The sequence below is a fragment of the Streptomyces sp. NPDC036815 genome, from assembly GCF_055609205.1.
Genome location: NZ_JBVJPW010000007.1, coordinates 61019 through 74148, shown reverse-complemented (window position 1 = coordinate 74148; position 13130 = coordinate 61019). Strand labels below are relative to the sequence as shown.

Sequence of the window (13130 nt, the reverse complement as noted above, 5' to 3'; positions counted from 1 at the left end):
TCAGCCCGGCGGAAGCGGAAGCTCCGTCCAGGGCAGCACCCAGCCCTCCTCGGCGAAGAGGAGAGTGCCCCGGGCACGCAGTTCCGGGTCGGCGGCGGCCCGCCGCACCCAGGTGGCCGCGTCGGGCCCGAGCAGTTCGCGCAGCCGCGGCGACGCGTCGAGCAAGGTGTCGAGCAGGACCGCCTGGTCGCCGCCGCCGGGCCGCGGCGCCGCGGTGACCGGGTCGGCGAGGAGGCCGCGCATGCTGACGTAGACGTACCCCTCGTCGAGCCGCTCGCCGGAGGGCAGGGTCATCCCGTACGCGTCGCCCGGGAGCCGCACCCGCCGGTAGTTGGGGAGCTCCGTGGCGTCGACCGCGGCCAGCTGGGCCTCGTCCAGCCAGGACACGACGAGGGCGGCCCGCGCCTCGGGGGCGCTGTAGGGGGCGGCCGCCACGTACCCGGCGCGGCCGATGTGCGCGGAGCAGCCGATGCCGATGCCGCGCAGCCGCACGGGCACCATCGGCACGGCGCCGGGGGTGCCGAGCCGGGCGAGCTTGTGGGCGAGCTGTCCGGGGGAGGCGTTCGAGCCGACGGCGATCACGGGCAGCCGGCCGTCGACGGGCGTCCGGCCGAGCCCGGCGAGGACGTCGTCCAGGGAGCGGTGGGGCCGGTGGCCCCCGGCGACGGTCCACGCGCCGAGTCCGCCCCGCCGGGCCCGGAGCGGCAGCAGTTCGGCGCCGGTCAGCAGGGAGGGGACCGTGACCGGCAGGCCGGGGTAGGTGAGGGGCTGCAGGGCGGGCACCCCGTCGAGACCGAGCGCCGCGAGTCCGCGGTCCTGCGCTGTCACGCGCCCCCCTGTGCCCCGCGCCGTCGGACGCGACCGTCAGGCGTCCCTCTTCTTCAGCAGTACGTACCCACCGATCAGCGCCGCCACCACCCACACCGCCATGATCCCGAGACCGCCCCACGGCCCGTACGGGGTGTCGTCGTCGAACGGCGACTTGACCTGCATGATCTTGCTGCCGGCCTGGTCGGGCAGGAAGCGGCCGATCTTCTTCGTCGCCGATACGTTGCCGAGGATGCTGGAGATCAGGAAGAAGAACGGCATCAGGATGCCGAGGGAGAGCATCGGGCTGCGCAGCATCGCCGCGACGCCCATCGAGAACATCGCGATGAGCGCCATGTAGAGGGCGCCGCCGAGCACCGCGCGCAGCACGCCGGGGTCGCCGATATGGGCCTTGTACTGGCCGAGCATCGCCTGCCCCACGAAGAACGTGAGGAAGCTGGTGACCAGGCCCACCGCGAACGCGAGCAGGGTCGCGACGCCGATCTTGCTGAACAGGAACGTGGCCCGCTGCGGCACCGCCGCGAGCGATGTGCGGATCATGCCGGTGCTGTACTCGTTCGAGACGACGAGCACCCCGAAGACGATCATCGCGAGCTGGCCGAGGGACATCCCGGCGAAGCTGATGAAGGTCGGGTCGAAGGTCAGCCGGTCCTTGGCGTCCAGACTGTCGTAGTCGTTCTTGGACAGGATGCTGATCAGGGTGCCGAGCGCGACCGTGACGACGACGGCGAGGCCGAGCGTCCAGACGGTCGACGAGACCGAGCGGATCTTGGTCCACTCCGACTTCAGAACCTGCGTCGCGGCCATCGCTCAGACGTCCTTCCGCTGCTGCCAGCCCTCGCCCCAGCCGGTGCTCACCGGCCCCGCGGCACTCGGCGGCGGTCCGTCGCGCCGGTGGTCCGCGTGCGGGTGGTCCGCGTGCGCGTGGTACTCCACGGACTCCGCGGTGAGCTGCATGAAAGCCTCCTCCAGCGAGGCCTGCTGGGGGCTCAGTTCATGGAGGACGAGCCCGTGGCCCGCGGCGAGCTCGCCGAGCCGCTCCGCGGGGGCCCCGTCCACTTCCAGGGCCCCGTCGCCCGCCTCGACGGCGGTGACGCCCGCCTCGTGCAGCACGTCGAGGAGCCGTTCGCGCTGCGGGGAGCGCAGCCTGACGTACGACCGGGAGTTCTGCCGGATGAAGTCGGACATCGACAGATCGGCGAGAAGGCGGCCCTGGCCGATGACGACGAGGTGCTCGGCGGTGAGCGCCATCTCGCTCATCAGGTGCGAGGAGACGAAGACCGTACGGCCTTGTGCGGCAAGGGACTTCATGAGGTTCCTGATCCAGTGGATGCCCTCGGGGTCGAGGCCGTTGACCGGCTCGTCGAACATCAGGATCTCGGGGTCGCCGAGCAGGGCGCCCGCGATGCCCAGGCGCTGACCCATGCCGAGCGAGAAGCCCTTGGCCTTCTTCCTGGCGACGGCGCTCAGGCCGACGGTGTCGAGGACCTCGCTGACGCGCCCGCGCGGGATGCCGTTGCTCTGCGCGAGGCAGAGCAGGTGGTTGAAGGCGCTGCGGCCGCCGTGCATCGCCTTGGCGTCGAGCAGCGCGCCGATGTACTTCAGGGGGTCCGTGAGCTCGGAGTAGTGCCTGCCGTCGATGCGGACGTCACCGGCCGAGGGGTTGTCGAGCCCGAGCAGCATGCGCATGGTCGTGGACTTCCCGGCGCCGTTCGGGCCCAGGAAGCCGGTGACCATGCCGGGGCGCACGGTGAAGGTCAGGTTGTTGACGGCCACCTTCTCGCCGTACCGCTTGGTCAGCCCCTGGAGCTCGATCATGCGGCAACGCTAGAACGAGACAAAGCCCCCTGCCACTCGGTGGCGGGGGGCTTCGCTTGTGCGACGGATCGCTTCAGCGGGTCTGCTGCGCGGGAACGCCGCGCGAGACCGGCTCGTCGTCGGCGGGCGTACCCGCGGCGGCCACGGCCGCACCCGTGAGCGTCGCCAGCATCTCGCGCACGTTGGTGAGCTGCGCGTTGATGCTGTCCCGGCGGTTGGTGAGCGCCGCGAGCTCACGCTCGGACTCCGACCGGATGCGGTCCGCCTTGGCGTTCGCGTCCGCCACGATGTCCTCGGCCTGGCGCTGGGCGGTCTCGACGGTCTGCCGGGCGCGGCGCTCCGCGTCCGTGCGCAGCTTCTCCGCCTCCAGACGCAGCTGCTCCGCGCGGTGCTCGATCTCCGCGAGGCGCTTCTCCGCCTTGGCCTGACGCGATGCCAGGTCGCGCTCGGACTGTTCGCGGCGCTTGGCGAGGTTCGTCTCGAAGTCCGCGGCGGCCTGGGCGGCCTTGGCGCGGGTCTCCTCGAAGAGGGCGTCCGCCTCCTCGCGCTTGGACTGCGCGTCCTTCTGGGCCTCGGCCCGCAGCGCGTTCGCCTCGCCCTTGGCCTTCTCGACGATCCGGACGCCCTCGTCCTCGGCCTTGGCCTTGCGCTCGGTGGCGAACGACTCGGCGTCGTTGCGCACCTGCTGGGCCGCGGACTCGGCGAGCTCACGGTGCTGCTCGGCCGCGCGACGGGCCTCCTCGCGCAGGTCCTTCGCCTCCTCCTCGGCGAGGCGGAGGATCTTCTCGACGCGGGCACCGAGACCGGCGTACGACGGCTCGGCGTCGGCAACCTGGGCCTGGGCGTTCTGCGTTTCGAGGTGCAACTCCTCGATGCGCTTTTCCAGAGCAGTGATACGGGCGAGAGCGCTGTCACGGTCGGAGACGAGCTTGGAGATACGTTCGTCCACCTGAGCGCGGTCGTACCCACGCCGCACAAGCTCGAAGCCGTAGGGGGAAGTGTCGCTCATGGGGTTCCTGTCGAATGAGACCGGTGAGGTGATAGAGGGAATCCTAGGGGTCCGAGCGGCGTGTCATCGAGCAGATGCCCGTTTGATCTGGAGAATGACACCCCTTTTGAGTGGCTAACCGCCAGAGCACTTGCCAGCGACAGGGCCAAAGGTCCTTACAGAGCACGCGAGATGCTCTTTGGCTACCCCTCAGACTGCTTGCCACCCGAACGTGTCGACCCCGCCGCGGCCCCGGCCTTGACGCCACCCGTTCCCGAGCCGCTGTTGGACCCGGACTTCGCACCGCCCGTCGGGGCCTCGAAAGACTCCAACGCCTCCAGCACGTCCTGGACACGGGAGATCTCCGCATTGATGTCCGCGCGGCGCCGGACCAGGACCTCCAGCTCGCGCTTGCCCTCCTCGACCGTCTGCGTGGCCTCCGCCTCCGCCTCGGCCCTGATCCGCTCGGCCTCGCGCGTCAGCGCGGCCTTCTTCGTCTCGGCCTCCTTGAGGAGCGCCTCGGCCTTCTTCACCGCGGAGATACGGACCTTGCTCGCCTCGGAGTTGGCCTCGGCGACCATCTCCTTGGCCTTCGCCTCGGCCTCCGCGAGCTGCTCCTCGGCGGCCTTCACCAGCGCGTCGCAGCGCTCGCCCGCCGTCTTCATCGCCTCCGCGGACTCGCGGCGGGCGCGCTCGTGCAGCTCCTCGATCTCGGCCGACAGACGGTCGCGCTGCTCCTCCGAGCGCTCCCTTATGGCGGTCGCGTCGCGGCGGGCGCCGACGAGCAGCTCGTCCGCGTCCGTACGGGACTTCTCCACCAGGGAGTTGCCCCGCACCGTCGCCTCGGCGACGAGGCGCTCGGCCTCCTTGCGGGCCGCGCCGACCATCGTGTCGGCCTGCGCCTCGGCGTCCGTGGTCGCCTTGAGGGCCTTCTCCTGCGCGTCCGACGTCAGCTTCTCGGCCTCCGCCGCCGCCTCCGTGATGAGCGTGTCGACCTGCTCGGCGGCTTCCTGGCGGCGCTTGTTGGCGGCCTGGCGGGCCTCGTCGAGGGTCCGCTCGGCCTCGTCGCGCGCCTCGGACGTGAGCCGCTCGGCCTCACGGGCCGCGTCCGCCTTGACGCGCTCGGACTCGCCGCGGATCCGCTCGGCGTGCTGCTGCGCGGAGTTGACCGTCTCGGCGGCCTCGGCACGCAGCCGCTCCGCGTCGCCGGACGCGTCCGAGATGAGCTTCTCGGCCTTCGCCACGGCCTCCGCGCGCACCCGCTCCGCCTCGGCGGCGGTCTCCGCGGTGAGCCGCTCGGCCTCGGCGGTCGATTCGGCGCGCAGCCGCTCGGCCTGCTCGGCGGCCTCCGTACGGACGCGCTCGGCCTCCGCCGCCGTGGCGTTCTGCAGCTTCTCGGCCTCGCTGCGGGCCTCGCCGATCAGCTGGTCGGCCTGGCTCGCGGCGTCGCCGCGGATGCGGTTGGCGTCCTCGCGGGCGTCGGCACGCGTGCGGGACGCGTCCTGCTCGGCCTGCGCGATGGTGTCCGATGCCTCCGTACGCACCCGCTGGGCGTGCTCCGAGGCGTCCGAGCGCATCCGCTCGGCCTCCGCGATGGCCTCCGAAACCGTGCGCTCGGCAAGGGACTTCGCGGCCTCCGCGGCCTCCGACGCCTCCCGCCGGGTGCGGTTGGCGTCCTCGGTGGCGCGCTCCCGCTCGGCATAGGCGTCGGAGCGGACGCGGTCGGCCTCCTCCTGCGCCTCGGTCCTCGTGCGCTCGGCGGCGTGCTCGGCGGCCGACCGCAGGCCCGTGACCTCCTCCTGCGCCGCCTCGTGCAGACCGGCCACGGAGTCCCGTACGGACTGGGCGTGCTGCTCGGCGGCCGAGACCGTCTCGCTCGCGCGGCGGTCGGCCTCCTCGACCAGGCGGACCGCCTCGGCCTGGGCCTCCTCGACGCGCTTGCGGGCGGAGGCGAGGAGCTCCTCGCTCTGCTCGCGGGCGCGCTCACGCTCCTGATCGGCCTCCGCGCGCGCGGAGCCCAGGGTCTCCTCGGCCTCGCGACGGCGGCGGGCGGCCTCCTCCTGGGCGGCGGACAGCGCCTCGGCGGCCTCCGCGGCGACCCGCTCGGCGGCGGCCGCGGCCTCCGCGCGGACGCGGTCGGCGGTCTCCTGCGCCTCGGTCTTGAGCCGCTCGGCCTCGGCGGCGGCCTCCGAACGCAGGCGTACGGCGAGGTTCTCGCCCTCCGCGCGGGCCTGCGAGGCATCGGCGGCGGCCTCCGTGCGCAGCCGCTCCGCCTCGGTCTCGGCCTGCGCCTGGAGCGTGCGGATCCGCTCGGCGGACTCGGTGCGCAGCCGGTCCGTCTCGTCCGTGGCCTCCTTGCGGATGCGCTCGGCCTCCGCGCGGGCGTCGCTCAGCGCCTGCTCGGCGGTGGTCAGACGCTCCTCGGCCTCCGTGTGCAGCCGCGTCAGCTCGTCGGCGGCCTCGGCCTGACGCGCCGCTATGGCCCGCTCGGTCTCCTCGCGCAGCGCCCGCGCGGCCTCCTCAGCCTCGGACTTGGTCGTCTCGGCCTGCTCGGCGGCCTCCTCGCGGTGCCGCTCGGCCTCCTCGCGGGTGCGCTCCAGGGTCTCCTCGGCCTGCGTGCGCAGCGCCGTGGCGCGCTCGACGGCCTCGGCGCGGACCCGCTCGCTCTCGGTGGTCGCGGCGGTGCGCAGCTCCTCGGCGTCGGCCTTCGCCTTGGCCAGGAGTTCCTCGGCGGACTTGGCCGCCTCCTCGATCTCCTTGACCGCCTCGCGCCTCGCCTCGCCCCGGATGCGCTCGCCCTCGGCGACCGCGTCGGCCCGCAGCTGCTCGGCCTCGCCGCGCAGCCGGCGCGCCTCCTCCTGCAGCTCGACGGTCTTGGCGCGGTACTCCTTGGTGTCGTCCTTCGCCGCGCCCTTGAGCTCCTCGGCGATGTCGTGCGCCTCGGCGCGCAGCCGGTCCGCCTCGGTCTCCGCCTCGGTGCGGATCCGCTCGGCCTCCTCGGTGGCGGCCTTCGTCGTGTCCTTGGCGTTCTTGGAGGCCTTGTCGAGGACCTCCTCGGCGGTGCGCGCGGCCTTCGCGAGCTGGCCCGCGGTCTCCTCGGCGGTGATCGTGCGCGCCTTCTCGGCGGCGTCCGCGATCAGCTTCTCGGCCTCCGCGCGGGCGTCGGCGACCAGCTGCTCGGCCTCGGCCTTGGTGGCCTCGGCCTCCTTGGTGGCCTCGCTGACCAGCCGGGCGACCTGCTCCTTGGCGGTGCGGGTGCGCTGTTCGTTGGCCCCCTCGGCGGCGGAGAGCTGCTTGGAGGCGGTCTCCTTGGCCTCGGCGAGCACCTTCTCCGCCTCGGCGCGCGCCGCGCGCAGCGCCGTCTCGGCCTCGGCCATCCGCTGCTCGGCGGCCCGGCTCGCCTCGGCGGCCTGCCGGCGCGCCTGCTCGGACTCGGTCGCCGTGGTGGAGCGCAGCTGCTCGGCGTGGTCGGTGGCCTCCTGGGCCTGCGTGGACGCGGCGTTCAGGAGGCGCTCGGCGTCCGTGCGGGCGCGGCGCAGGATCGCCTCGGCCTCGGCGCGGGCGGCCTCGGCGTCCCCGGCCAGGCGCTGGCGGGCCTCCTCGGCGACGCGGGCGGCCTCCGCGCGGGCGGCGGCGAGGGACTGCTCGGCCTCGGCGCGCGACTCGTCGAGGAGGCGGCGGGCCTGCTGTTCGGTACGGGCCCTGAGCTGCTCGGCCCAGGCCACGTTCTCGTTGACGTGCGACTCGACGGTCTGCCGGCGCTCGTTCAGCTCCTGGTCGAGCTGCTGGCGCCGCGTCACGGCCTCGGTGTGCAGCTCGGACTGGAGCCTGGCCTGCTGTTCGGCGTGCTCCTGGAGGATGCGCTGGGTCTGCGCCCGGGCGTCCCGCAGTTCGCGCTCGGCGTCGGCGCGCAGCTGTTCGGCCTGGATCTGGGCATTGCGGAGCAACTGCTCGGCCTGATACCCGATGTCCGCGCTGTCGTAGGCAGGGCGGGACGCGAGGTTGCGGCGCGCCTCGTGCAGCTTGGCGCGCAACACCTCGACCTGGTAGCCGAGGTCCTCGGCGTGCTGGACGGCCTTCTCCCGCTCGGTCTTCAGCCGGTCCATCTCGGCCTCGAACCGCGAAAGACTGTCGGTCTCAGCCCGCGAGTTCTCTTGGCGTTCGTAGCCCCGCACTGCGCGGTCCCATCCTTCCCCAAGCTCTACGAGCAGGGGATACCCCAACCCTGGTCGCAACTCTCTCCATCGAGCCCCGTTCATCCGCCGAACGGGGCCCCCGGGGGAATGGTGTCAGATCAACAGCGGAGCATGGGCTGCTGCCCCGACGCTCGTCCCCCGAAACCCGGACCCCGGCACTCGGCCGCCCCGAAGTTCGGACGGCCGCCCCTCACCCTACCGGCCCAGATATACGGAGGTCAGTGCTCCGGTGACTCGGACGGTGCCGAAGTGACAAGTTCCGTAAGGACGCCGTGGCAGTCCTTGGGGTGCAGGAAGGTGATGCGTGACCCCATGGAGCCGATCCGGGGCTCTTCGTAGAGCACGCGCACGCCCTTGTCCTTGATGGCCGCGGCGTCGCCGTCCACGTCGGCGGTGCCGAAGGCGATGTGGTGGACGCCCTCGCCGTTCTTGGCCAGCCACTTGCCGACCGCGGAGTCGTCGCGGGTGGGCTCGAGGAGCTGGAGGTAGGAGGCGCCTCCGTCGCCGGTGTCGTTGATCTTGAGCATGGCCTCCCGCACGCCCTGCTCCTCGTTGACCTCGCTGTGGGTCACCTCGAATCCGTACGTCGCGCGGTAGAACTCGACGGTCTTGTCGAGGTCGAAACAGGCGATCCCGATGTGATCGATTCGCGTCAGCATGCTTCAAGTGCAGCGCTTGACGCAGTGATTACGCAACGTGCGCGCGATCACACCTGCCGCCCGGTGACGGCGGGGGTACTGCTCAGTACATTCAGATAAACCCTCGTTAACTCCTCTCCTCCCAAGGGGTCGTCGCACATGGCAGGAACGACCGGCACCACCTCAGTGATCGTCTCGGGCGCTCGCACGCCCATGGGCCGCCTCCTCGGCTCGCTGAAGTCCTTCTCGGGTGCGGACCTGGGGGGCTTCGCGATCAAGGCCGCGCTCGAGCGCGCGGGCATCGGAGGCGACCAGGTCCAGTACGTGATCATGGGCCAGGTGCTCCAGGCCGGGACAGGGCAGATCCCGGCGCGCCAGGCCGCCGTCAAGGCGGGCATCCCCATGAACGTCCCCGCACTCACCATCAACAAGGTGTGCCTGTCGGGCCTCGACGCCATCGCGCTCGCCGACCAGCTGATCCGCGCCGGCGAGTTCGACATCGTGGTGGCGGGCGGCCAGGAGTCGATGACCAACGCCCCGCACCTGCTCCCCAAGTCCCGCGAGGGCCACAAGTACGGGGCGATCGAGATGATCGACTCCATGGCGTACGACGGCCTGACCGACTCCTTCGACGGCGTCGCGATGGGCGAGTCCACGGAGAAGCACAACACCCGCCTCGGCATCGGCCGCCCGGAGCAGGACGAGGTGGCCGCCCTCTCCCACCAGCGCGCCGCCGCCGCCCAGAAGAACGGCCTGTACGAGGCCGAGATCACCCCGGTCGAGATTCCGCAGCGCAAGGGCGACCCGGTCCTCTTCTCCCAGGACGAGGGCATCCGCCCGGAGACGACCGTCGAGTCCCTCGGCAAGCTGCGCCCCGCCTTCGCCAAGGACGGGACGATCACCGCGGGCACCTCCTCGCAGATCTCCGACGGCGCGGCCGCGGTCGTCGTCATGTCCAGGGCCAAGGCCGAGGAGCTGGGCCTGGCCTGGATCGCGGAGATCGGCGCCCACGGCAACGTGGCGGGGCCCGACAGCTCGCTGCAGTCGCAGCCGTCCAACGCGATCCGGCACGCGCTGAAGAAGGAGGGCCTGCAGGTCTCCGACCTCGATCTGATCGAGATCAACGAGGCCTTCGCCGCCGTCGCGGTGCAGTCAATGAAGGACCTCGGAGTGTCCTCGGAAAAGGTGAACGTCAACGGCGGCGCCATTGCCCTGGGTCACCCGATCGGGATGTCCGGCGCCCGTGTCGTGCTGCACCTCGCCCTGGAACTGCGGCGGCGCGGCGGTGGCGTGGGCGCGGCCGCGCTGTGCGGTGGCGGTGGTCAGGGCGATGCCCTGATCGTGAAGGTGGCCAAGGGCTAGCCTCCGCCCGGCCGCCGCAGTGAGTCGTACGTAGTGAACGGAGCTGTGATGCAGGACGTCCCCTCTCTCGTGGCGCAGGCCCGCGAGGGCAGGCCGCGGGCCGTGGCCCGGCTGATCTCTCTGGTCGAGGGGGCGTCGCCGCAGCTGCGCGAAGTGATGGCCGCGCTGGCGCCGCTCGCCGGCCACGCGTACGTGGTCGGCCTCACGGGGTCGCCCGGTGTCGGCAAGTCGACATCGACGTCCGCGCTCGTGAGCGCCTACCGGCGGACCGGCAAGCGGGTCGGCGTCCTCGCCGTCGACCCGTCGTCCCCCTTCTCCGGGGGCGCGCTCCTCGGCGACCGGGTGCGGATGTCGGACCACGCGTCCGACCCCGGCGTCTACATCCGCTCCATGGCCACGCGCGGCCACCTCGGCGGGCTCGCGTGGGCCGCGCCGCAGGCCATCCGCGTCCTGGACGCCGCGGGCTGCGACGTGATCCTCGTCGAGACCGTCGGCGTCGGGCAGTCCGAGGTGGAGATCGCCTCGCAGGCGGACACCTCGGTCGTGCTCCTCGCGCCCGGCATGGGCGACGGCATCCAGGCGGCGAAGGCCGGAATCCTGGAGATCGGCGACGTGTACGTCGTCAACAAGGCGGACCGCGACGGCGCCGACGCGACCGCGCGCGAGCTGAACCACATGCTGGGCCTCGGCGAGTCCCGCGGCGCCGGCGACTGGCGGCCGCCCATCGTGAAGACGGTCGCGGCGCGCGGCGAGGGCGTCGACGAGGTCGTCGAGGCGCTGGAGAAGCACCGGGCGTGGATGGAGGAGCGGGGGGTCCTCGCGGAGCGCCGGGCCGCCCGCGCCTCCCACGAGGTCGAGACGATCGCCGTCACGGCGCTGCGCGAGCGGATCGGCTCCCTGCACGGCGACCTCAGGCTCTCCGCGCTCGCGGAGCGGATCGTGGCGGGGGAGCTCGACCCGTACACGGCGGCCGACGAACTGGTCGAAGGGCTGACGGAGGGCTAGGGCGCCGCTGCTGACGGAGGGCCAGGGCGCCGCTGCTGAACGGGGGGGGGCTGGAGTGCCTCTGACATCGGCCGGGGAGCTGGGCGCCTCTGACGCCCGTACGGGAAAAAGGGGTGCCGGAGCGGCATCCCGACGGTTACCGTGCCCCCGTGTTCCTCCTCTTGGCATAAGGCCCGACCCGCCCGCGCTCGCCACGTACGACCGTGGCCCACGCGGGACTCCGGCGACCCCTTGTGCCTCTTCGAGTCCAGAGGAACCCTTCCGTGTATCTCGCCGTGCTGCGGACCCCGCACGCCCTCCGCGCCTTCGCCACCGTCCTGCCCGCCCGCCTCTCGTACGGGACCGTCTCCCTCTCCCTGATGCTGGCGGTCAGGGATGCCTCCGGTTCGTACGCGGTGGCGGGGGCCGTCGCCGCGCTGTTCGGGGCGACCAACGTGCTGCTCTCGCCGGTCCGTGCCGCGCTCGTCGACCGGCACGGGCCGCGCCGCGCGCTCGCGCCGATGGTCTCGCTGTACGCCGCGCTCCTGACCGCCCTGACCCTCGCGACCTGGCGGCCCGGCACGGCCCCGGTCTGGCTCGGCGTCCTCGCCGCGTGCGCGGGAGCCTGTACGCCGCCGCTCGGCCCCGTCATGCGTACCGTGTGGGCCGAACTCCTCGACGGTGACCGGCGGTTGCTGCAGCGCGCGTACAGCCTGGACGGGGTGGCCGAGGAGCTGCTGTTCGTCTCGGGGCCGCTGCTCGTGGGGCTGATCGTCCAGGTCGGGCCCGCCGCCGCGGGCATCGCGGTCAGCGCCGCGCTGATCTGGACCGGCACGCTCGCCTTCCTCGCCTGCCCGGCCGTCCGGGGGCGGCGCGACCGGCGCGGCGAGGCCGCCGGGGGCGGTGGAGGAGGTGGGCGCGCCGCGGGGCGCGTGCTGGCGCAGCCCGTCGTCGTCGTGGCGGGGGTCGGTCTCTGCGTGGGCGCCCTCGAACTGCTCTTCGTCGCCTTCGCCGAGCGGGCGGGGCGGCCGGACGCCGTGGTCTGGGTCCTTGCCGCGTTCTCGGCGGGCAGTGCCGTGGGCGGTCTGCTGCACGGCGCCGTGCCCTGGCGGTCGTCGGCGCGGTCCCGGCTGCCCGTGCTCGCCGTGGCGCTCGGCCTGCTCTCGGCCGCGGCGGGGCTCGCGCCGGGGCTGCCCGCCCTGGTCGGCGTGGCGGCCTGCGCCGGACTCTTCGTGGCCCCGGCGCTGACCACCGCCTATCTGATCGCGGACGCCTCCGTGGCCCCGGAGCTGCGCACCCAGGCGGGCGCGTGGGTCAACACGGCGGTGAACGCGGGGCTCTCGGTCGGCGCGGCCGCGATCGGCGCCGTGGTGGGACGGGCCCCGCTGGCCTGGTGCTTCGCGGGGGCCGCGGTCGCCCCCGTCCTGGCGGTGCTCGTCACCCTGCGCGGGCCGCGACGCACCGAGGGCGGCGTCGGTGACGCCGCCCCGGTGGCCGAAGTGCCCGCCGTACGTCAGTCGTCGGAGCCGTCGTCATCCTGACCGTCCTGACCGTCGTGGTCGTCGTGGTCGTCGTGGCCCCGGTCGTCGTGGTCGGCCGTGACCTTGCCGGTCTTCAGGTCGACGGTGTACTCGGACTCGGCGCCCTTGGCCCCGGTCGTCTCCACGTCCCAGGCGACCGCCTTGCCGTCGTCGTCCAGGTCCACGGAGGTCACCGTGCCCTTGTCGGCACCGGCCCGCGCGGCGTCCGCGGCGCCGACGGAGGCGCCCTTCAGCGCGGAGTTCACCCGGGCGGCGTCGGCGGCGTCGTCACCGTCGTCGTCCTTGTCGACCCAGGAGCCGAGCACCTTGCCGGTGCCGGGGTCGACCTCGACGCTGTGCCAGGTGCTGCCCTTGAGGACGTCGACGTCCCAGACCAGGCCGCCGTCCTCGTCGTCGAGCTCGGCGGAGACGGCGGTGCCCTTGGTGTGGGCGAGCGCGGCCTCGATGGCGTCGGGGGCCGTCACCTTCGCGGCCTTCGCCTCGGCGGCGTCCTCCGCGTCGTCGTCGTGTGCGTCGTCGTCGCGGGCGCCGTCGGAGCCGCTGTCGCGGCCGTTGTCCTTGAGCTGGACGCTCGACTTGCCCGCGGCGCCGTCGTCGTCACCGCCGACCGCGAAGGCGGTGGCGGTGCCGCCTCCGATCAGGGCCGCGGCGGCGACGGTGGCGATCACGATGTTGCGCTTCATGAGGGTCCTCCCGAGGAGCTGGGCGATGGGGGCGGCGGCCGGGGCCGCTGCCGTTCGCTTTCGACAGGGACCAATCTGGCCGAGCGATCCTG

At 73.0% G+C, this 13130-nt stretch carries 10 protein-coding genes; 3 read left to right on the top strand and 7 right to left on the bottom strand.

Going from position 1 to position 13130, the window contains the following annotated elements; all coding sequences use genetic code 11:
• The 6 genes from ACZ69I_RS16685 to mce all read right to left on the bottom strand — a co-directional run bounded on the left by ACZ69I_RS16685 (position 1) and on the right by mce (position 8489).
• Positions 1 to 828, bottom strand: a complete 828-nt coding sequence (locus ACZ69I_RS16685) for a hypothetical protein (RefSeq protein ID WP_470832895.1) — start codon at positions 826 to 828, stop codon at positions 1 to 3.
• Between the two features lie 36 nt (positions 829 to 864).
• Complete coding sequence (locus ACZ69I_RS16680) at positions 865 to 1635, bottom strand: ABC transporter permease (RefSeq protein ID WP_467671395.1); 771 nt, start codon at positions 1633 to 1635, stop codon at positions 865 to 867.
• A 3-nt stretch (positions 1636 to 1638) separates the two neighbouring features.
• Positions 1639 to 2646: an ABC transporter ATP-binding protein gene (locus tag ACZ69I_RS16675; RefSeq protein WP_470832894.1), complete on the bottom strand. Its 1008-nt coding sequence runs from the start codon at positions 2644 to 2646 to the stop codon at positions 1639 to 1641.
• Positions 2647 to 2719: 73 nt separating this feature from the next.
• Positions 2720 to 3655, bottom strand: a complete 936-nt coding sequence (locus tag ACZ69I_RS16670) for a coiled-coil domain-containing protein (protein WP_362364906.1) — start codon at positions 3653 to 3655, stop codon at positions 2720 to 2722.
• Positions 3656 to 3837: 182 nt separating this feature from the next.
• Complete coding sequence (gene scy, locus ACZ69I_RS16665) at positions 3838 to 7809, bottom strand: polarized growth protein Scy (protein WP_470832893.1); 3972 nt, start codon at positions 7807 to 7809, stop codon at positions 3838 to 3840.
• Positions 7810 to 8048: 239 nt separating this feature from the next.
• Positions 8049 to 8489, bottom strand: a complete 441-nt coding sequence (gene mce / locus ACZ69I_RS16660; RefSeq protein WP_467671401.1) for a methylmalonyl-CoA epimerase — start codon at positions 8487 to 8489, stop codon at positions 8049 to 8051.
• Positions 8490 to 8627: 138 nt separating this feature from the next.
• Between mce and ACZ69I_RS16655 the strand changes: the two genes are divergently transcribed.
• From ACZ69I_RS16655 to ACZ69I_RS16645, 3 genes are all read left to right on the top strand, one after another.
• The gene (locus tag ACZ69I_RS16655; RefSeq protein WP_470832892.1) at positions 8628 to 9830 is read left to right on the top strand and encodes an acetyl-CoA C-acetyltransferase; all 1203 of its coding nucleotides are present in this window, start codon (positions 8628 to 8630) and stop codon (positions 9828 to 9830) included.
• Between the two features lie 48 nt (positions 9831 to 9878).
• Positions 9879 to 10835, top strand: a complete 957-nt coding sequence (meaB, locus tag ACZ69I_RS16650; RefSeq protein WP_470832891.1) for a methylmalonyl Co-A mutase-associated GTPase MeaB — start codon at positions 9879 to 9881, stop codon at positions 10833 to 10835.
• A gap of 263 nt (positions 10836 to 11098) precedes the next feature.
• On the top strand, positions 11099 to 12355 hold the full coding sequence (locus tag ACZ69I_RS16645) for an MFS transporter (protein ID WP_470832889.1): 1257 nt from the start codon (positions 11099 to 11101) through the stop codon (positions 12353 to 12355).
• On the opposite strand, the gene ACZ69I_RS16640 is transcribed toward ACZ69I_RS16645, so the two are convergent.
• Positions 12328 to 13038: a PepSY domain-containing protein gene (locus ACZ69I_RS16640; protein WP_470832888.1), complete on the bottom strand. Its 711-nt coding sequence runs from the start codon at positions 13036 to 13038 to the stop codon at positions 12328 to 12330. The two genes, ACZ69I_RS16645 and ACZ69I_RS16640, sit on opposite strands and share 28 nt — an antisense overlap.
• Positions 13039 to 13130: the final 92 nt, after the last annotated feature.